This is a genomic window from Gardnerella lacydonensis (assembly GCF_048545055.1).
GTDB lineage: Bacteria > Actinomycetota > Actinomycetes > Actinomycetales > Bifidobacteriaceae > Bifidobacterium > Bifidobacterium vaginale_C.
Genome location: NZ_JBKQXT010000004.1, coordinates 67,074 through 86,795, shown reverse-complemented (window position 1 = coordinate 86,795; position 19,722 = coordinate 67,074). Strand labels below are relative to the sequence as shown.

The 19,722-nt window shown below is 42.1% G+C and carries 14 protein-coding genes; 7 read left to right on the top strand and 7 right to left on the bottom strand.

Features of this window, described 5'->3' with window-relative positions:
* Positions 1-83 precede the first annotated feature (83 nt).
* The 3 genes from ACJV45_RS05335 to radA form a co-directional block, all read right to left on the bottom strand.
* Positions 84-1,505 carry an amidohydrolase family protein gene (locus tag ACJV45_RS05335; protein WP_419397814.1) on the bottom strand — a complete coding sequence of 474 codons (1,422 nt, stop codon included), beginning with the start codon at positions 1,503-1,505 and terminating at the stop codon, positions 84-86.
* Between the two features lie 92 nt (positions 1,506-1,597).
* Positions 1,598-3,112, bottom strand: coding sequence for an adenosylhomocysteinase (locus ACJV45_RS05330; protein WP_419397813.1), 1,515 nt, complete (start codon positions 3,110-3,112; stop codon positions 1,598-1,600).
* Between the two features lie 33 nt (positions 3,113-3,145).
* Positions 3,146-4,591 (bottom strand): DNA repair protein RadA, encoded by a 1,446-nt coding sequence (gene radA, locus ACJV45_RS05325; protein WP_419397812.1) that lies wholly within the window; start codon positions 4,589-4,591, stop codon positions 3,146-3,148.
* Between the two features lie 93 nt (positions 4,592-4,684).
* Between radA and ACJV45_RS05320 the strand changes: the two genes are divergently transcribed.
* Together ACJV45_RS05320 and ACJV45_RS05315 are read left to right on the top strand one after the other, a co-directional pair.
* On the top strand, positions 4,685-5,314 hold the full coding sequence (locus tag ACJV45_RS05320; protein WP_004112066.1) for a hypothetical protein: 630 nt from the start codon (positions 4,685-4,687) through the stop codon (positions 5,312-5,314).
* Positions 5,315-5,440: 126 nt separating this feature from the next.
* Positions 5,441-5,530: a 30S ribosomal protein bS22 gene (locus ACJV45_RS05315; RefSeq protein WP_004268639.1), complete on the top strand. Its 90-nt coding sequence runs from the start codon at positions 5,441-5,443 to the stop codon at positions 5,528-5,530.
* A 193-nt stretch (positions 5,531-5,723) separates the two neighbouring features.
* On the opposite strand, the gene rpiA is transcribed toward ACJV45_RS05315, so the two are convergent.
* The 4 genes from rpiA to ACJV45_RS05295 all read right to left on the bottom strand — a co-directional run bounded on the left by rpiA (position 5,724) and on the right by ACJV45_RS05295 (position 10,625).
* Entirely contained in the window at positions 5,724-6,422 is a 699-nt protein-coding gene (rpiA, locus tag ACJV45_RS05310; protein WP_048730890.1) for a ribose-5-phosphate isomerase RpiA, read from the bottom strand.
* A gap of 117 nt (positions 6,423-6,539) precedes the next feature.
* Positions 6,540-7,601 carry a ribonuclease H family protein gene (locus tag ACJV45_RS05305; RefSeq protein WP_419397811.1) on the bottom strand — a complete coding sequence of 354 codons (1,062 nt, stop codon included), beginning with the start codon at positions 7,599-7,601 and terminating at the stop codon, positions 6,540-6,542.
* Positions 7,602-7,635: 34 nt separating this feature from the next.
* A complete protein-coding gene (gene pgm / locus ACJV45_RS05300) occupies positions 7,636-9,309 on the bottom strand; it encodes a phosphoglucomutase (alpha-D-glucose-1,6-bisphosphate-dependent) (RefSeq protein ID WP_004125604.1) in 1,674 nt (557 codons plus the stop codon).
* A gap of 188 nt (positions 9,310-9,497) precedes the next feature.
* Positions 9,498-10,625, bottom strand: a complete 1,128-nt coding sequence (locus ACJV45_RS05295) for a diacylglycerol/lipid kinase family protein (protein WP_410312036.1) — start codon at positions 10,623-10,625, stop codon at positions 9,498-9,500.
* A gap of 248 nt (positions 10,626-10,873) precedes the next feature.
* On the opposite strand from ACJV45_RS05295, the gene ACJV45_RS05290 reads away from it, so the two are divergent.
* The 5 genes from ACJV45_RS05290 to ACJV45_RS05270 all read left to right on the top strand — a co-directional run bounded on the left by ACJV45_RS05290 (position 10,874) and on the right by ACJV45_RS05270 (position 19,610).
* Positions 10,874-12,463 (top strand): L,D-transpeptidase, encoded by a 1,590-nt coding sequence (locus ACJV45_RS05290; protein WP_032836524.1) that lies wholly within the window; start codon positions 10,874-10,876, stop codon positions 12,461-12,463.
* 64 nt (positions 12,464-12,527) lie between these two features.
* Positions 12,528-13,847 (top strand): App1 family protein, encoded by a 1,320-nt coding sequence (locus tag ACJV45_RS05285; protein WP_419397810.1) that lies wholly within the window; start codon positions 12,528-12,530, stop codon positions 13,845-13,847.
* Positions 13,848-13,915: 68 nt separating this feature from the next.
* Positions 13,916-16,417 carry a S9 family peptidase gene (locus tag ACJV45_RS05280; RefSeq protein WP_419397809.1) on the top strand — a complete coding sequence of 834 codons (2,502 nt, stop codon included), beginning with the start codon at positions 13,916-13,918 and terminating at the stop codon, positions 16,415-16,417.
* A gap of 30 nt (positions 16,418-16,447) precedes the next feature.
* Positions 16,448-17,167 carry a Crp/Fnr family transcriptional regulator gene (locus tag ACJV45_RS05275; protein WP_004112109.1) on the top strand — a complete coding sequence of 240 codons (720 nt, stop codon included), beginning with the start codon at positions 16,448-16,450 and terminating at the stop codon, positions 17,165-17,167.
* Between the two features lie 52 nt (positions 17,168-17,219).
* Positions 17,220-19,610: a transglycosylase domain-containing protein gene (locus ACJV45_RS05270; RefSeq protein WP_419397808.1), complete on the top strand. Its 2,391-nt coding sequence runs from the start codon at positions 17,220-17,222 to the stop codon at positions 19,608-19,610.
* Positions 19,611-19,722 lie beyond the last annotated feature (112 nt).

The window sequence follows — 19,722 nt, the reverse complement described above, 5'->3', positions numbered from 1 at the left end:
GCATGCTCCTTTTATTTTTCATATTTGCGTTAATATTTGCGTTAAATGTGTTCGTTAAACGTCCTATCTGTGTTTGCATCAGATTATTGAGCAAAAGCACTATTATTGTATACAAGATTTCCAGAGATAACTGTTGCTTTTGCACTACCTGCACCGTGGCGCACAAAATTGTGAAGAGTTTCCTCAATTCCTTGAGGAGATTCTGTATCGGTTGGAATATCAAAGAACGCAAGGTCTGCTGTAGCTCCAGCATTAATCTGTCCTATTCTATGTGGTCCAACATGCAAACCCATAACGCTGGCTCCGCCCAAAGTCATCATGCGAATAATGCGGTGAGATAAATCATCTTTTCTATACCCTTGCGCTGTTGCTAAATCATAGACTTTTGCAGCGTCGTCTAAAACGTCAAGAGATGGGGAAGAAGATAGCGAATCCGTACCAATCGCAAGCAAGTTTCCTTCTTCCATGTAGTCGCGAATTGGCGCGTCTCGTTCTGTAACAGTAATGCGGTTGGATCTTGGGCACAACGCTACTCCCACTCCGCGTTGGCGCAAAATTCTGCGGTCTTCGCCATCTGCCCAAACTCCGTGCGCAATATGTACGTCTGGTCCAAGGGAGCCGAGCTGATCCAAAAACTGAATTGCAGAAGCCGTCATTCCATGTGCTTTAAGTTCGCTGTAGCTTGCCCAAACGTTAGCATTCCAATCTGGGGCGGAATACGTGGTGAGTGTATCGGCGTGATTTCCAGCCTCCATAGGTGTTTCTGCTAAGTGTATGTGCAAGCGCATGTTTAGCTGCCTTGCAATGTCTGGCAAATCTACAAAAGGTTCGGTTTCTAGACTGTAAGGTGCGTGTGGGCTAATTCCTATACTCGGTACGCTGCCGTTGTTCATCATTTTGCCAAGCATTTCGAGCAGCTTAGCGTAGCCTTCTTCCTTCCAGTCAACGTTTTTCCAGCCCATTACCTCCCAATAGGCTATGCCGTGCATGCCTTGGCTTGCAAGCGCTCCAACTGCTTCGATATCGGTTACAATGTCGGCAGCTGCAGTAGTGCCAGCTTCCACCATCATTCTGGCGCCTTCTTGTGCAGAAGTCTTCCAAGTTGTTAGCGATGGATTTTTTTGTTTTTCTTCTTGTAATTTGTCATAAACAACATTGAATCCTTCTTCCCAGTCTCGAAAATTGCGGTATTCGCCGCGGCCCACGCTTGCCATATTCGTGTATTGCAAATGCGTGTGGGCGTTTATAAGACCTGGTGTCATAAGACCATGCCAATGTCGTTCGTTGTTAAACATCTTCCTATATGAATCGTCTGGCATTTCATCTTTTAGAGTGTCTAATACCCACTGTCTTGTTCCAACGTGTACAACTCGCCCATTCGATACTGCTACGGCTCCTTCGGGAATAATAGGACCTGTTACTGGAATAACCATTGCTGCACTGTATAAGGTTACTTCGCTAAGCGGCGTTGGGTGTGCAAGTGCGCGTATTGGATCTGTAAGCATTGCTTTCCTTATGGAATTATCGTTTAACTAATTTTGCTTCTGTTACTCTATTATTGCTTAGATTTATTATGATTTGGTTAATTGGATTTCATCTAAATATTTTCGTCTTCGGCAAATCTTGTTAAATCCCATCTATAACCATTATTTTTATTGGATTCGCTAGCACTATATCCGCGTTCTGCTAATGCAATACTTGCTATTTGATTATCGGAGCTTTCTGGCAATTGGTAAATTCCAGAATCAAGCCGATTTTTGTCGCTATTTTTCTTGTTTTTCCCATTGTGCTCTAGCAAATACGCTACTGCGCTTACTTGAACAGCAAAACTAAAGTCCATAATCTCAATAGGATTTCCGCCGCCTGTAGTGTAATTTGTGCCGTCTCCTTCACTTATTAGTGTGATTTGCGGACCGCACGGAACTTGGATTTTTCTTTGTGGAGTTCCAACAACTGGCTTAAAATCAGGGATTTCGTCTAGTGCAATCTCGTTTGCAATTCCGCCAATAACAGCTAAAATCGCGTTTTCTTGCATGTTTTGCATGTGTTGCAATGTAATCGTGTGTCTAACGCCTGTTGCAGAAACAATCATATTGCTTTTTTTAACAGCGCATTCAAGATTATGAGCTTCAAATCCATCGAAAACTGCTCGCAAAGCTTGAACAGGATTTGTATCGCAAATCGTAACTTTTGCACCCAATGCGCGTATTCTTAAAGCAAATCCACGACCCACTGGTCCATATCCAACAACAGTTACTTTAGAGTTTTTAAAGCATTCGCTTCCAAGAATTTGTTGCATCGTAGTAACACATGTTTCGCCAGTTCCATGTCTATTGTCAAAATCGGTTTTTAGAGCGCTGTTATTTACTGCGATTACAGGGTAGTGTAAACGACCTGCTTTTTGCATTGCTTCAAAAGCGCGCACTCCGCTAGTTGTTTCTTCTGCAACTCCTATTAGATTAGCTGCGATTTGCGGGCGTTCCAGGCTTGCTAGGCGCGCAAAACTAGCTCCATCGTCGATTATTATGTCTGGTTGTATTTCGTCTAAGAGTTTTAGCGCACCTTCATGAGTTTGTTCAGGTGTCCAATCTCGGTTTGCTTGTACTAAAATGCCTTCTTTTTTAAGCTGATCTGCTACACGCTGGTCAGTTTCATCTGGACCGCAAAAAACGCCAACAATCGCTCCGTGCGCATGCAATTCTCTAAGCAATACAGCTGTTTTTGGCTCCAACACAAGGCAAACAGCTATTCTAACGCCTTTTAAATCAAGTCCATTTTCTTTCAAGTCGTTAAGTAGCGTGCGCATTACTGGCATATGTTTTTGCGCGTAATCTATTGCGTCTTTTCCGCTTAAATTAGGCGCATTAACCATAGTGTATTCTATATTTTCGTAAGATTTAGTGGCGTCAAAATCTGCATATTGTTTACAAGTTGTAGGAATTATTCCCCAAGATTGCGCGCTCTGTAAGAATTTTTCCACATCACTATTTGGGTCACTATTTTTAGAATTCTCATTTTGAATATTGTTATCTCCAATAAACACGCGCGCCCCAGCAAGAGATTTGTTAGTTCTCTGCGAAGTGATAGCAGCCCATTCGCTAAAATCAATCATATTAAACTCCTATATAAGGCTCTTATATTATTCCTACAATCCAAGTGCGTTCAAAGCTTCTCTTAAATTCTCTACTTCGATTATGTCAATACCGGGAATGCTAATTTTCTTTCGCATATTACACACGATTGCACGCTTATAACCGATCCTAGCTGCTTCTCTAATTCTAGGTTCCATTCTAGAAGCTGGGCGAATTTGACCGGTAAGACTAATCTCACCAATCGCACAAGTTAAAGGTAAAACTGCCTTATTTTTGGCTGCGCTCGCCAAACTTGCCACTATTGCTAAATCGCAAGCAGGTTCTTTCGCCTTAGCTCCAGCAATCGTAGAAACGTAAATGTCTTTAGATAAAAGATTTAATCCACCATGTCTATATAAAACAGCGGTAAGCATGGCAATTCTGTTTGTGTCTACTCCAGAAACTGCGCGTCTAGGGGCTGGCAGAACTGAATCTGTAACAAGAGCCTGAATTTCAATAGGTATGCTTCTGTGTCCTTCTAAAGTAAAAGTTACGCACGTTCCTTCGTTTTTACAATCTCCATTAGAAGACAGGAACAGCCCAGAAGGATCTGGAACCTCTTCAATACCATCGCCACTCATGTCGAAGCAGCCAACTTCGTCTGTAGGTCCAAAACGATTTTTAACAGCGCGAAGCATGCGTAATGCGGTTTGACTATCTCCTTCAAATTGGCAAACCGTGTCTACAAGATGTTCAAGCGTGCGAGGACCTGCAATCGAGCCGTCTTTTGTAACGTGTCCAACAAGAAGAATTGGAATATCGCAAGTTTTAGCAACGTCTATAAGCGCGCTAGCTACTTCTCGAACTTGAGTGGAGCCTCCTGTAATTCCTTCAACATCGCTAGAAACAATAGTTTGTGCCGAATCTACAATTGCAAGAGTTGGCTTATATTTTTCGATTAGTGCTAAAGCTGTGTTTAAGTCTGTTGTAGAAGCAAGAAGAAGATTTTGACTTATGGCATTTATGCGTGATGCGCGCAATTTTACTTGCGACTTTGATTCTTCGCCAGAAATGTACAGGACTAAATTTTTTGTGTATTCGGCAGTGTTTTTTGCAGATTCGTTGCAATTCTTGGCAATTTTTCCTGCTGTCTCTAAAAGTAGAGTAGATTTTCCGATTCCTGGTTCGCCTGCTATAAGCGTTACTGATCCTGGAACAAGCCCGCCTCCTAAAACGCGGTCAAATTCGCTAAATCCTGTGTGGATTCGCATGCCATTATCTGCTGTAATTTCACTGATTGGCTGAGCATCTACGCTAGAATCAAGATTTGTTATTGTAGAAATGTTATTTTTTGCATTTCTAGATCTTGTGGAGGCTCGTGAAACTCCGCTTGTAGCTTTAGGCTCGTGAAACTCGCTTAATGTACCCCATTCGCCACATTCTGGACAACGACCATACCATTTTGAACCACTCCAACCGCATTCGGAGCATAAGTAGTAAGTAGTAGATTTTGCAGCCATGATTTGACGCTAGCTGCATTTGTAGACATTTTACCGTCATACTTTTGTGAGATAATCCAAGTATGTTGAACAGTGTTATGTGGGGTAAAAAATATGAATTCTTATGCGAATAATCCTTCTAACTCGACTTCATCTGTATCTGCTTCTCATAACAACTTACGAAAAGTTCTTATAGTTGCCGTAATAGTGGTCGTTTTAGCTATAGTTTCCGCATTCATATGGCCTGGCTGGGCGTTAAATCGCCAGCAACCGCAGTCTGCTAAAACTCAGGTGTCTTCTGCAAAAACTCCATCAATTAAGTCTAAAGATTTGCCTAGTACATCTACTGCACTGTTAAGATCTATGCCAGATAGTGTTCTTGATTTTGCGCGTGTTGATGCTTCTCCTAGTGCTAAATGGTCTTCCGCATCTCCTTTGGAAGAATACACTGTTAGATATTCTACGGGAGAATCTGGCAGTGATGTTTCAGTCGTTGTTGCTCAATGGAGTAGTCGTGATTTAGCAAATAAGCAATATGAGCTTTTGACTGATGCATTAGCTGGAAGTGATATTGCTTCTGGAAAGATTCAGGTTGCTGGTAAGGCTACTGGAAGCTATGTTTTGAAGGCAGATGATAATAGTAAGACTAAAGCTAGTGCCATATGGCAAAATGACACTGTTGTATTTGAAGTGACTGGTTTAAAACAGTCTGTTGAAAGATTCTATAAGCAATTCCCAATGTAACTTTCGTAGTGCTATAGGCTGTTTTGTACGTGTTTTTGTAAAATTTTGTTTTAAAATTTTCCAAAGTCGTCAAAACGGTGTAACATTAGGCAAGTTGCACACTTTACATATGAATGGAGGCTTCAGATGGGTTCTGTCATCAAGAAGCGCCGCAAGCGGATGAGCAAGAAGAAGCACCGCAAACTGCTGCGTAAGACTCGTCATCAGCGTAAGTAGTAGCTGCTTGGCGCGCCTGCCCGTTTGGGCACGTAACACTTTTGAAAGCGTTGGATTTTTCCAGCGCTTTTTTTTTATTGCGATTGAAGACTGCAATGATTGAAGAATGTAAAAAATTTCCCGAAAATGTACGTAAAACAGTGGATTTTACGTACATTCTCGGGAAATGATTGGTTAAATTTAGATATGCAGTTTACTTATTTGGGTTTGTGAGTGTGCGAGGTCCGTTTGGATCACCAACAATCACAGTGTCAACCATATTCAAGAACAATCCGTGTTCTACAACGCCAACAGTCTCAATCAAATCCTTAGCAAGCTCTTGCGGGTGCTCAATGCGCTCCAAGTGCAAGTCAACAACAAAGTTATTTTCGTCTGTACGCACTTCCTTGCCATCCGCGTCAAGACGCAAAACTGGCTTATATCCACGCTTTTCAAACTTGCGAATCACTTGTGCGGATCCGAATGGAATTACCTCAACAGGAAGTGGGAACTTGCCGATTGTATCTACAACCTTGCTGGCGTCCACAATCCAAACGATTTTATCGGAGTTAATTGCAACAATCTTCTCCCAGAGCAATGCTGCGCCGCCGCCCTTAATACCGTTAAAGTTCTTATCTACTTCGTCAGAACCATCAATCGTAACGTCAATATGATCCACATCGTTAATGTCGAGAATCTTAATTCCGTAGCCTTCTGCTTGTTCCTGAGTGCGGCGAGAAGTTGTGACACCAGTGAAGCTCAAGCCTTCTTCTTTTACTCTGCGACCGAGTTCATCTACAAGAAAACGAACAGTAGACCCAGTTCCAAGTCCAACCATCATGCCATTTTTTACAATCTTTGCTGCCTCAATGCCAGCTGCCTTCTTAAGAGCATCTTGCTGTGCTTTATCCATTTGTGCCTACTTTCTTGTCTTTCTTGCTGGCGTGGCTAAAATACCAGCGTGTTTATAGCGATTTTTACTAACCGCTACTTATTTCATACATACTACATATTAGTCTGCGTTCAGATTTTATTCTGTTTTGTTTGCAGCTTTTGTTTGAATATAAAATTCGGTTGGATCTAGTTTAAGAGTGCCGTCTGGCTGAACATATCCGCTTACCTGTATGTTTCCTAATATGTAACGTGGTTGACCATTAAAGCTTGGGCTTGTGTTTGGGGCAGGTGTGAATTGTAATGTTCCAGATACGCTTAATCCTGGCACTACTTGATATTTTTGTTCTGATTTATTTTGAGATTGTTTATTTTTACGCGACTCGTCGGATGCTTTCGATTCATCCTGTGTATTAATGTTACGCGTAGTTGAATCGTTAGCAACGCTGTTATCGGAGTATTTAATGGCATCATCATCGGATGTTTCACGTTTTGTTTCACGATGAAAATCGCCTTTAAAATCAGGATTAATATCCTTACCAACGCATCTTCCTATGTGATATTCTGCATCAGAAATCTTGCCGTCTAAAAGCATTTTTGCGTCTTCTGGTACATCAACACCGTCTGCATATGTAGAAGAAATCAACGATTTCCATCCTTCTAATGGCAAATATCCATCCTTCAATCTGCTGCGGCAATTTTCAGCATAAGTTCTAGCCAGCTCATCAACTTTTTCGTTTCCAGCGTTTCCAGCGTGTCCCTTAACCCAGACGAACTTAACGGAGCCTTCGCGTTTAGTAATCTCCGAATCAATTGCGCGAATCAAATCTGCGTTTTTTACAGGCTCTTTTTTGGAGTTCTTCCAACCGTTCTTCTTCCACCCGTGAATCCACGTGGTTGAGCAGTTTATAGCGTATTGCGAATCAGTTTCGATTGTAAGATCCTCGCTTCCAGGGTGTGCTCTCAACGCTTCGAGTACTGCGCATAACTCACCGATTTGATTCGTGCCATTTGTGGCTCCGCCTGCATCCGCGTTTCCTGCATGTTGATGCTCGTGCGTGCTTCCTGCTTCATCAGTGTGGTCTGCCCAAGCCCAACCCATTGATCCATTTGGATTTCCAAGTGCTGAACCATCGGTAGAAACAACAATCATCACAAAACCTTTCAAAAATGCGCCGGTTGCAGATTGCAACCAGCGCAATTAGTAGATTCTTTACTTACGAAAGATTATTACGTTACGCTAAAGCCTTGTCTACTACAGCAGTAGCTTCCTCAAGCACCTTGTCAAGTGCTTCTGGAGAAACGAAGGACTCAGCATAAACCTTGTAAATATTCTCGGTACCAGATGGGCGAGCAGCGAACCAATTGTTCTTAGTCGTAACTTTCAAGCCGCCAATCTTTGCGCCGTTTCCAGGAGCTTCCGTAAGCTTTGCGGTAATATCTTCGCCAGCGAGCTTAGTTGCTTCAACATCGTTGCCACTTAGAGCCGCAAACTTCTGCTTTTGCTCAAGAGTGGTTGGAGTATCGACACGCTTGTACCAGCTTTCGCCAAAGCGAGCAACCTGATCCTGATGAAGCTGAGCAGGGTTCTTACCAGTCTTCGCAGTAATTTCCGCAGCGAGCAAATCAGGAATCAAACCATCCTTATCGGTGGTCCACACGCGGCCGTCTTTGCGCAAGAAGCTCATGCCAGAGCTTTCCTCGCCGCCGAAAGCAACTTCGCCGCTAAAGAGTGGGTCAACGAACCACTTGAAGCCAACAGGAACTTCCACAAGCTTAGCGTTAATAGAAGCTGCCACGCGGTCGATCAAGGAAGAAGACACAAGCGTCTTGCCAATAGCAGTATTCTTTGGCCAATCTGGGCGAGCGCCGCCGAACAAGTACTCCACGCACACTGCAATGTAGTGGTTCGGGTTCATAACGCCCCAATTCGGGCACACGATACCATGGCGATCGGCATCTGGATCAGTGCCTCCAACCAAATCGTACTTATCCCAAGCGCCAGCGTTAAGCTGATCAACTAAGCCCTTCATCGCGTAAGGGGAGCTTGGATCCATACGAATCTTGCCATCGTGGTCAATAGTCATGAATCGCCAAGTTGGGTCAACTTCTGGACGCACAACGCCAATGTTCAAACCGTACTTTTCGTTCATAAGTGGCCAGTAGTTTACGCTTGCGCCGCCGAGTGGGTCAATTCCCAAACGCACGCCGCTAGAGCGAATCACATCGAAATCGATTACGTTAGCCAAATCGCTAACGTAGTGCTCGCGGTAATCGAAGCCTTCAACCAAATCAGACTTGATTGCTTCCTCGAAAGGCACGCGCTTAACGGACTTGTAGTTATCGAGCAATTCGTTTGCGCGAGCTGCGATTGCGTTAGTTACGTCTGCTGGGGCAGGGCCGCCTGTTACAGGGTCGTACTTAAAACCTCCGTCGGTTGGAGGATTGTGCGAAGGAGTGACGACAATGCCATCAGCCAAGCCGTCTCCGCTAAAACGCTGAGTGCCGTCGGCTGCGCGATTATGCGTCAAAATAGCCTGAGAAACAACAGGAGTTGGCACGAAATCGCCGCGAGAATCCACGCGAACGTGAACTCCGTTAGCAACCAAAACCTCGATAGCGGTTTTTTGAGCAGGCTCAGAAAGAGCGTGCGTATCGCGACCAATATAAAGAGGACCAGTTACGCCAGCCTTCTTGCGATATTCAGCAATAGCTTGAGTAATAGCCACAATATGAGCTTCGTTAAACGAAGTTTTTAAAGCAGAACCACGGTGACCGGACGTACCGAAAATCACGCGCTGTTCTGGAATATTGGAATTTGGAACTTCATCATAGTAAGCGCCAACCAAAGCATCGACGTCTACTAGATCTTCTGGGGTGGCGGGCATTCCCGCATTTTTTGCTACCATAATTTTTTATTTTGCCACGGCGACGGTATTTTCTAATGTATTTTTCTGTTTACTGTTGCGCAAGGGCTGCAGATTTCTCTCCTCGCAAGTCCCGTCGCTTCGCTCCTCTTTTATTGCTCGTATAGAAATCTCCAGCCCTCTTACATGCTTGAACAATTGCGTATCGCTTAAACGGCTGAAATCGGAGACTAAACGGCGGTATTTTGAGTCAAAGAAGATTGTAAACTCTCTGGTATGCGCACGCATAGAGCCTGTTTGTCTACGCTAAAACGCAAGTGTTTTGTGTAGCCTAAAATATCTCCATCAACTTGTACAGGAGCAGGTCGTTCTATCTTGACTTCTGCTTCAACACCTTGCGATTGGTCGATTTTAGAGTTTGTAGAAAGCGGACTTTGCTGTGCTTTTCCTGTAACGGTTTGGTGTACAACGTCTCCAAATAGGTTAGCCCATCCAATTAATCCGCCAGATGTGTCAATAATTTCAAAGTCTAATATTCCATCATCGTAAACGGCTTCTGGCATTAAAGAAAGCATTGGTATTTGTCCACAATTACCAGCCATAAGTGTGCGGAATGATATTCCTCTAGCTGTGTGATTTGTACCGTTTTCTCTAATAAAAGTAACGTCTCCGCGGTATTTTGACGCAAATAAGTGTTTAACGCCAGCAACAAAGTATGCAAGCCAGCTTATGTTCTTTTTAAGCGCAGGATTAGTGTCGTCTATCATAAGAGCGTCGAAGCCAATTCCTGCAATAATCAAAAATGCGTGACCATGGTCTTCATACGGCTTGTCGAGTATAAAAACACGCCCAACGTCAACTTTTTTAGATCCGTGGCTTGTTGCAACTCTTAGTGCTGCTTGAACATCATCTACTGGAATACCCATGTTGCGTGCAAATAAGTTCCCTGTGCCAATTGGAATTATTCCCATCGCGTGGTTCGTGCCAGAAACCGCGCTTGCAACCGTTCTAACGGTGCCATCTCCACCAACTGCCACAACAACATTTGCGCCGTTTTTTAAGGCTTCGAGTGCGCATTCTCGACCGTCTTTATTTAATTGAGTATCTATTATTTCGTATGTGAAATTGTGTGATTTGCAATATTCTTTAATGTCAAGTCTATATTGTTCTGCTTGAGGTTTAGACGGGTTTAGTATGAAAGCGTAATGTACACTATCTCCGTGTCGCTCTGCGAGTTTTTCTGCTAAATGATGCTTTTTCAAGGCGCGCGTAACTATCATAATGATGAATGGCGCAAGTACTAGCGCAAAAACAATCACCATTAACGCAATCGTCGCTTGAATTGGCATATCTGGCATATTTATTATTCTTGCACATATCTTTAATATATGGTGATTATTTTTAGAATATTTGCGAATATTTGATTACTTTTCACATTTTCATCACGTATTGAGCATATTTTTTATTTTTGGCTCGCATTTCTATTATTTATTTCTATTATTTCTATTTACATGTTTTACATTCCTTATGTGAGTTATATGCTACGCAAGTGCTAAACTTGCCACATGCGATTTTTGTGCCATTAATCGAGCAGGGGTTTAAGAGTATGTCCGAGTTAGAACATAATAATCCAGACGTTTTTGAGTCTGAAAATATTGATAATATTGCTAATAATATAGACGTAAACAGTGTAGATAATGACAATATTGACAATAACAATATAAATCAGACTGCTGTTTTAAAGAATCGTCATAAGTCGAATAAGTCTGCACTGGTTCTTTTATATTCTTTGGTTATATTCGTTATACTCTTAGTTTGCGCTTTTCTTGGCACACAAGCGTATTTCCATGATCGTGTTGCTCCTGGTGTACATTTTGCTGGAAGTAGTCAAATTGTTGGCGCTCAGTTGGCAGCGGTTTCTAAAAATGTAGATAATGCTGTTGATAGCACCAAAATAGAAATTAAAGATGATCGTGGTAAAACAATCAACGCGAATTTTGAAGACTTGTACGTCAAAGTAGATAAGAGCGCAACGGTTAAAAATATAATGCGATCTAAGCATGATAACGCGTTTACAATGCTTATGCCTTGGGTTCAGAAGAATGTCGCTTTGCAAGCAACTCGAAACGACATGGATATGGATGCGTATATCATCAAGAAATTTGTTAACGATAAAGATCGTGCAATGCCTTATACGGCAAAATACGATTCTGGTTCTGAATCTTATGTGGTGGAAGATGGTGTTCCAGGTCGTACAGTAATAACATTGCCTGTTCGTGAGGCTGTTAAAAAATCGCTTGAAAATCCTGGTAAAACAGTAAAAGTTACTATTGAGTCTCGTAGGATTGAAGCACCGATTAAGCGTGATGTTGCTAAGAAAACTGTGGATCAGCTTAATAATATTCTTACCAAGAAAATCACTTTAAGTAATGGCGATTCAAAAGATTTTACGATACCTAGATCTGCAATCGCTTCTTGGATTAAGGTTAATGCTGATGAACAGAGAAAGCAGATTTCGTTTACTGTAGATAGGGAAGCAGTAAATACTTGGCTTTCAAAAGAGCTTGCTAAGAATCTGAACCAGCAGAAAATAGATCAGGAAGACACTTATAATAAGAAGGGTCAGTTCATAATGACCACTCTTAAAGGTGTTAATGGCGTAGAGGTTCGCTATTCAAAGGATGTAGCAAACAAGGTTGTGGATGCTATCGAAAAGGGTACAGACGCAAAGATTACGGTTCCAACAAATGTAGTAAAGTTTGCTGTTGAAAAGAAGATTGTTGAAATGCGTATTGTGGTTGATAAAACCACGCAGACAGTAAGCGTTTACAAAGATGATCAATTAATACGAACAATGCCAGTTTGCACGGGTTCCAATGGATATTACGAGACGCCAAATGGAACATTCCACATTTACTTGCGTTATGACGTTCAAGCTATGCAAGGATTTAATAGGGATGGTTCTAGATACTATTTGCCTGGAATTACTTGGGTTAGCTACTTTAACGGTGGAATTTCATTCCATACAGCAAGGTGGAATGATGTTGGTATAGCGCAAGGCTACCCAGCAAAGCATGGTTCTCACGGCTGCATTAATATGTACGAGCAGGATTCTAAGTGGGTGTACGACAATTGCCCGCGTGGAACAATCGTACAAGTGGTTGGTGAGCAGCCAGATGGTCCAGTTCGTCAATAATTCATTGCAATAGTGAGTTATAGATTTTATAAAAGTTATAAAATTCATAAAAGCGAGTAACAATTTGGCTAAATTGGATGACAATAACGCTGCAAAAGGCGGCGAACAAGCCAAGCAAGAATGTGATTCTCCAGCTGTAGCTAGAAGAATAAGCAGTACGCCTATTCAAGTGCGAGTTACAGCCACGCTTTTTGATGCTCCTTCGGACGAAGAGCGTATAGATGAAAAGCCGCCTTTTATTCGATTTGTCAGAAAACTTGTTACATCAAGCGTTGGATTTTGGATGCGTGTAAGCGGTAAGATTATGCGCCGTTTGGGTTGGTTTCCAAGCGTTGAGCCTTATATTGGTTATGGAACTGATAATTATGCTCGTCTGATTTGCCGTACGGTTCTTGCTCCTAAAGCTGGGCATCATTCTGTTTTGAAGCGCGGAATATATGCGATGCTTGTTGTTCCTGCTGTTAGGATTCGTGTTTCTTTAAGCATTGATGGTGTTCCTGTTGAATCTGCGCAAGTTGGTGATTCGTCTGTGTACGATAAGCCAGATGCTAGTTTCAACAGTGGTGCTGAATATTGTGTTTCAGACTGTTCTGGTTATCTTGATTTGATTACTGAAAGATCACTTAATGTTGGTGAACATAAAGTGTCTTACAAAGTAGATAATCGTGAGCCTGTTGATGCAAGCATGTTTGTTATTTCTGAAAAATCTACTTTGGGAATAATTTCCGACGTTGATGACACTATTATGGTCACTCAGGCTCCTTCTCCGCTAAGAGCAGCTTACAATCTGCTTATTATGAATCCAGAGCACAGGCATGCTGTTAAGGGTATGAATCATTTCTTTAATAAGATTCGTGATTTTGTTCCTAACGCCCCGTTTTTCTATCTTTCAACTTCTCCTTGGAATGTGGAAGCTTCTATACGACACTTCATTTCGCGTGAAGGTTTTCCATCTGGACCGCTTCTTCTTAGAGATTTAGATCCTAGACCTAAGACTTTTGTGCCGACTGGTCCTCAGCATAAGCTTGAGTTTGCTCAGCAGCTTATGGATGATTTTCCAGGTATGAGATTTGTGCTTATTGGTGATGATGGTCAGAAGGATCCAGCTACTTATGCGAGTATTATAAAAAAATTCCCTAATCGAGTTTTAGCGGTAGGCATAAGACAGCTTAAGGTCAATTCAACTATGACCGATTTTAGGAGAGCAATGTCTAAGGATTTTGGGGTTACTCTTGCGTCTTCTAGAATTGCAAGCGTTGGTGATGGTAATTTTGTTAATGCTAAAGGTGCTGCTGGAACTTTTGAAGGTGTCCCATTTTTTGCAGCTCCAGATGGTGAATCTTTGAAAGATATTATGATTCCATTTATTATGGATGCTGTTTAATGTTGTGTAGTTGATATTGTGTAATTGTGCAGAATTTTTATGTTTTCTATGTGTTGTAAAGGTTATAAATGCAAGATAGTTCGCTAAAAGTCGGTGAGTTTGATTCTTTAAATAAGGCTGCTGGTTTTAAGCCTATGCCTGCTACAAAAATTGATTATGTTCGTGAGTTTCACAATGATGTGTTTGTAGATGAATATGCTTGGATGAAAGACAAAGAGAGCAAAAGACTTCGTGAATATATTGATTCTCAAAACAAGTACACTGAACAACGCGTTTCTAGGTTAGATTCTTTACGTAAACAACTGTTTAATGAGATGAAATCGCGTATTCAAGAAACGGATATGTCTGTTCCAACAAGAATGGATGGATATTGGTATTATGTGCGTACCGTAGAAGGTAAACAGTACGGGATTCAATGCCGAATGCCTGTTAAAAATGAGAATGATTGGGATCCGCCAGTTATAGATGAACGCGCAAATCCTGGAGAAACAGAAGGCGAAGAAGTTATTTTTGACGCCAACAAAGAGGCATCGGAATTTGGTGGAGATTTCTTCCAACTTGGAGGAATGGATATTAGTTTAGACGGCACGAGAATGTTGTTTGGCGTCGATGCTAAGGGTGATGAAAGATTCGATTTTTATATTCGTGATTTTTGCAAAAGTAGCAATGATTTTATAACGCTTCGAGATTGCATAAAAGGCATATCTTCTGCGCTTTTAACACCAGACGGAAAATGGGTTTTTTATGTGACTTTAGACAGCGCATGGCGACCATACCAAGTGTTTAGACATAAAATTGGAACTTCTGTAGAAGATGATGTAAAAGTTTTTGAAGAATTGGATGCGAGATTTTTTGTTAGCGTTTACGAAAGTTTCGACGAACGTAGCATTATGATAAACAGCAGCTCAAAAACAACTTCGCGCGTATTAATGCTTCCATTAAGCACTCCAGAAGCAGATTTTAAGATGGTGTTAAAGCCTATAAAAAACGTGGAATACGATGTTTCTTTCGCATGCTTTGAAAATGCTGGAGATGATGGTAAAGATATTCCACTCATGTTTGTAAGCCACAATCTTAAAAATCCTAATTTTCAGATTGACGTTATAGATTTGCGAAAGCGATCTATGGAATCAATGCCATTTAACATTGGCGAAGGCGATTGTGTTGTTCAGGGATCTCCTTACGGCTGCAAAAATGGTGATTTATTAGAACCAGGAGCCAGCAAAAAAGCAGTTAGTGAACCGTATTATAACAGCAAAAATCCTAAGATTTTACAGGGAACTTGCGGATTGAGTATTGATGGTTTAAGCGTTTATAAGAATTATGTGGCTCTTTCTTTCCGAGCGAATGGCTTGCCTCAGCTTGCTGTTATGCCTAAAAGCAATGCTGTTGAAGATTTTAATGCTGGACGACCTTGGCGTTTTATTAGGGTTGGGGCAGAAGGTTTTATAAAAGAAACAGCGGAAGAGTGGCAACCAACCGATGTTGTAAAAGATAATTTGTCTGATTTATCTAATTTATCTATCCAAAATCAAAATCAAAACACCGCTCGAATTGAACTATCTAAAATAACCAATGAACAAGCTAAAAATAGTCGTGTTTACCTTATTGGAGCAACTGGTAATCCTTCTTACGAAGCTCCAAGAATGCGTTATTCTTGTTCAAGCTATGCGACACTAGGGTCTTTGCGTGAAATAGATCCTATTACAGGCAAAGACGTTTTGCTTAAGCGTGGGAAAATTCTAGGCGATTTTAACGAAAATGACTACGCAGAAAAACGAGTGTGGATTACTGTCCGAGATGGAGAGCGCGTACCCGTATCCCTAGTGTGGCGTAAAAACACTGTGGCTAAATCACAAGCAATGTTCATCACCGCTTACGGAGCTTATGAAATAAGCAGCGACCCGTATTTTTCTGTGGCGCGTCTAAGCGTGCTGGATAGAGGAGTGCTGTTCGTACAAGTGCATGTGCGAGGCGGCGGAGAAATGGGTCGTGCGTGGTATGAGAATGGTAGGCGTCGCAACAAAAAACACACGTTTGAAGATTTTGTAGACGTTACGCGCGCTTTGCAACAAGCTGGGTATGCTGATGCGAATCAGACTGTTGCAAATGGTGGTTCTGCAGGCGGCCTTCTTATGGGCGCTGTAGCAAATATGGCTCCGCAATGCTACGCGGGAATCGAAGCTGATGTTCCGTTTGTTGATGCGCTTACGTCTATGCTAGACGACTCGTTGCCGCTTACTGTTACAGAATGGGACGAATGGGGAGACCCATTGCATAATGCGCAAGATTACGCTTATTTAAAGTCTTACACGCCTTACGAGAATGTGCCTGAACATGTTGAGCCAGGTGAGTTTCCAAAGATTCTTATAACTTCTTCGATTAACGACACTCGCGTTCTTGTTACGGAGCCTCTTAAGTGGCTTGCTCGTTTGCAGGCTGCAGGTGCGGACGCGATTGCGCGCATTGAAACAGATGGCGGTCACGGTGGAAGCTCTGGCAGGTACAAAAAGTGGGAGGAAGTTTGCTATGAAAACGCATGGTGTTTAGATGCCATGGGTATTTCGTAGAATATTTTTAAAACACATTGGAGGCTGATTGTGGTAAGAATTAAGCCAGATAAGCCCTACACGGAAGACCTTCCTTTAACGCATACAGCGTTATTTAAGCAAGTGCCACTCGATCAAGCGAGGGAGCTTCTCGAGCATTTGCATGAGTCGGTTTTTTCTAAGGGGCAGGCGATTTTTAACGAAGGAGATACTGATCGCCGCATGTATCTGCTTGAGCGTGGACGGGTTAAGCTTGTACGCCATTCAAGGGATAATCGTGTGCAATTGCTTAGTATCCACACGCACGGTGAGATTCTTGGAGAGATTCCTGTTTTTGACCCGTTCGGCGGTCCGCGTACAGCTTCTGCAATAGCAATTACAGATAGAACTCGCGTATTATGGCTAGAAAACGAAGTTCTTTTTAAGTGGCTTGGCCATCATCCTAGGGTTGCTGTAGACATGCTTCAGGTTTTAGCTGCACGTTTAAGAGCAAATAATGAGCATATTTCTGATCTTGTTTTTATGGACGTTCCAGCTAGATTGGCTAAAACGCTTTTAAACCTTGCTTCTAGGTTTGGAGAACCTGTTAGGGAAGGTGTGCTTGTTCCTCACGATTTAACACAAGAAGAACTTGCTCAACTTGTTGGGTCTTCTAGAGAAACAGTTAATAAAGCGTTGATGGATTTTGCTCAGAGGGGTTGGATTAAAAGGCACGGTAGGTCAATTATTATTTACCAACCTGGAATGTTGATTCGCAGAGCAGAAAGATAAATCGCGATTTTTGCGTGCCGCAACGTAGAGGCAAACCTCTAGAATAGTTCGCATGCCTAAGAAGAAATCCCTCACAACTCGTCGCGTGTTAGCACTGTTTCTTACGTACATCACATTGTGTGTTGCAGGTGGTGTAGTATCAAGTATTTTATTTGTGCCAGGAGTGATGAGCGTAAACAGTGTGGTCAAGTCTGTTGTGCCTTCTCTTAGAGTTGATGGCATTGATTTTGACGTTACGGCTTTACCTCAAAAGTCGCGTTTATACGCTTCTGATGGCAAAACAGTTATAGCAACATTTTATGCTCAAAATCGCACTGTTGTGCCATTAAGACGCATATCGCAATACATGCAGCAGGCAATGGTTGCGCGTGAGGATCGTAGATTCTTTGAACATTCAGGCGTTGATGTGCAAGGCGTTATGCGTGCGTTTGTGCAAACATTTATTAAAAAATCTGATATGCAAGGTGGATCGTCTTTAACACAGCAATACGTTAAGAATGTTCTTATGATCAAAGCTAGAGAAGACAATGATCCTATTTCGGAATATCATGCTGCAGAAAGTACTGTTGCTAGAAAATTGCGAGAAATGTTAATCGCAATCCAAATGGAGAAAAAATACTCTAAACTAGAGATTTTACAGGGATATTTAAACGTTGCACAGTTTGGTAGTAATAATCTTTACGGTGTAGAAACTGCTGCAAAACGCTATTTTAATACCACTGCAGCCAATCTTAATCTTGTTCAAGCTGCGACTATTGCAGCAATCACAAAGAATCCTTCTAGGTACGATCCTTCTATTGAAGAAAATCAGCCTGAATCACAGAAGCAAAGAAATATAGTTCTTGATTTAATGCTTCGACAAAACTTTATAAGTCAAAAAGAACATGATGATGCGGTTGCAACACCAATTAAAAGCACTCTTAATATTCAGCATGAAGTTGCTAACGTTGGTTGTCAGGCTGCTGGAGATGCAGCATTCTTCTGTGATTATGTTACTAAGAAAATCTTGAATTCTAGAGAATTTGGCAAAACAACTGTAGCAAGGCAGAAGCTGCTTAATGAAGGTGGCTTGGATATTTACACCACAATGGATATAACAGCTAACACAACCGCCATGAATACGGCTAGGGCCACTATCCCTGTTAATGATCCTAGTGGTTTCGAAGTCTCTATAGCTGCTATAAAGCCTGGTACTGGTGAAGTTCTTGGTTTTGGAAGCAATCGTATTTATGATGCGACCGATGCGGCTAGGTCTGACCCTACTCACACAGCTATTAACTACGCTGTAGATGAACGAGACGGTGGCGGTTTAGGCTGGCAGATTGGTTCTACTTGGAAGCCAATCAATCTTGTTGCATGGATGCTTGCTGGAAAATCAATTAATCAGCCTGTACGAACAAACACGTTCTATAACAATACTGAATTTTCGTGCGCAAGATATAAAGGTATAGGGCGTTGGTCTGTGCGAAATTCAGATGGTGGAACTGTTAATCCAGAAACACCGTTAATGGGTTTGGTGCATTCTCACAACACGATTCAGGCTGCTATGGGTGCTCAGCTTAAGCTGTGTGCAGTGGCAGAGGCTGCGAAAACACTTGGATATCACAATTCTCCAATAGGTCAGGAAGACGTATTTTCTAAGAATTCTCTAAATCCTCCTATGGTGATTGGTGCAGTTCAGGCTTCTCCACTAACAATGGCAAATATTTACGCAACATTGGGTGCTAATGGTGTTCAATGTGACCCTATTGCAATCAAGCGTGTTATTGATAAAAACGGTAGACGTTTGCGAGTACCAAGCGCTAATTGTCATCAGGCTATACCGAAAAAGATCGCTCAAACTGTAGCCTACGCTATAAATCAGGGTGTTGCTCAACCTAGTGGTGTTGCGCATGCTGCTCAATTAGCTGGTGGTCGTAAAACTTTTGCAAAAACTGGTACTAACGAACAGTATTACATGACTACTGCAGGATTCGTGCCAAATAAGATTAGTGCTTTTGTTGCAATTGGAAACGCTGAAGTGCAAAAGAGCTTCAACAACATGAGAATTAATGGTGTTTATCGAAGCGCTTGGTACGGTGTTTACATTGCAACTCCAGCTTGGAAAAAGTTTATGGACGATTATCTAAAAGCGGCGAACGTTCCTATCGACAATGAATATGGTAAGCCAGATTCAAAGTATATGGCTGGTGGAAAGATGCCGTCATTAACTCCGCAAATGCGTCAGGAAGATTATGCAGAGCAACAGCGTAAGCGCGATGAGGATGCTCGTAGACAGGCGGCTCAAGATCAGGCTCAGGCTCAGGCAAATCAGGGTGCGGCTTCGACAGATCCTGCGACTGGTGGATCGTCGGTTACTGGCGATGGAAGAACGAGTACATCTTCTGGTTCTACGTACGGTAATACGGATGGAACAGGAGACGCATCTTCTGACGGTAATTAAGCTTCATCTGGTTAGTTGAAAATATTATTAAAAAATCAGCTGGCATTGAGGTATTGTGCGAATACTTCGATACCAGCTGATTTATTGTAATTTATTGTTATCTATTCTGGTT

What these genes read in the sequence shown, in the direction of transcription:
- ACJV45_RS05335 (WP_419397814.1), bottom strand. Translation starts at nt 1,505, where the DNA reads ATGCTTACAGATCCAATACGCGCACTTGCACACCCAACGCCGCTTAGC.
- ACJV45_RS05330 (WP_419397813.1), bottom strand. Translation starts at nt 3,112, where the DNA reads ATGATTGATTTTAGCGAATGGGCTGCTATCACTTCGCAGAGAACTAAC.
- radA (WP_419397812.1), bottom strand. Translation starts at nt 4,591, where the DNA reads ATGGCTGCAAAATCTACTACTTACTACTTATGCTCCGAATGCGGTTGG.
- ACJV45_RS05320 (WP_004112066.1), top strand. Translation starts at nt 4,685, where the DNA reads ATGAATTCTTATGCGAATAATCCTTCTAACTCGACTTCATCTGTATCT.
- ACJV45_RS05315 (WP_004268639.1), top strand. Translation starts at nt 5,441, where the DNA reads ATGGGTTCTGTCATCAAGAAGCGCCGCAAGCGGATGAGCAAGAAGAAG.
- rpiA (WP_048730890.1), bottom strand. Translation starts at nt 6,422, where the DNA reads ATGGATAAAGCACAGCAAGATGCTCTTAAGAAGGCAGCTGGCATTGAG.
- pgm (WP_004125604.1), bottom strand. Translation starts at nt 9,309, where the DNA reads ATGGTAGCAAAAAATGCGGGAATGCCCGCCACCCCAGAAGATCTAGTA.
- ACJV45_RS05295 (WP_410312036.1), bottom strand. Translation starts at nt 10,625, where the DNA reads ATGCCAGATATGCCAATTCAAGCGACGATTGCGTTAATGGTGATTGTT.
- ACJV45_RS05290 (WP_032836524.1), top strand. Translation starts at nt 10,874, where the DNA reads ATGTCCGAGTTAGAACATAATAATCCAGACGTTTTTGAGTCTGAAAAT.
- ACJV45_RS05280 (WP_419397809.1), top strand. Translation starts at nt 13,916, where the DNA reads ATGCAAGATAGTTCGCTAAAAGTCGGTGAGTTTGATTCTTTAAATAAG.
- ACJV45_RS05270 (WP_419397808.1), top strand. Translation starts at nt 17,220, where the DNA reads ATGCCTAAGAAGAAATCCCTCACAACTCGTCGCGTGTTAGCACTGTTT.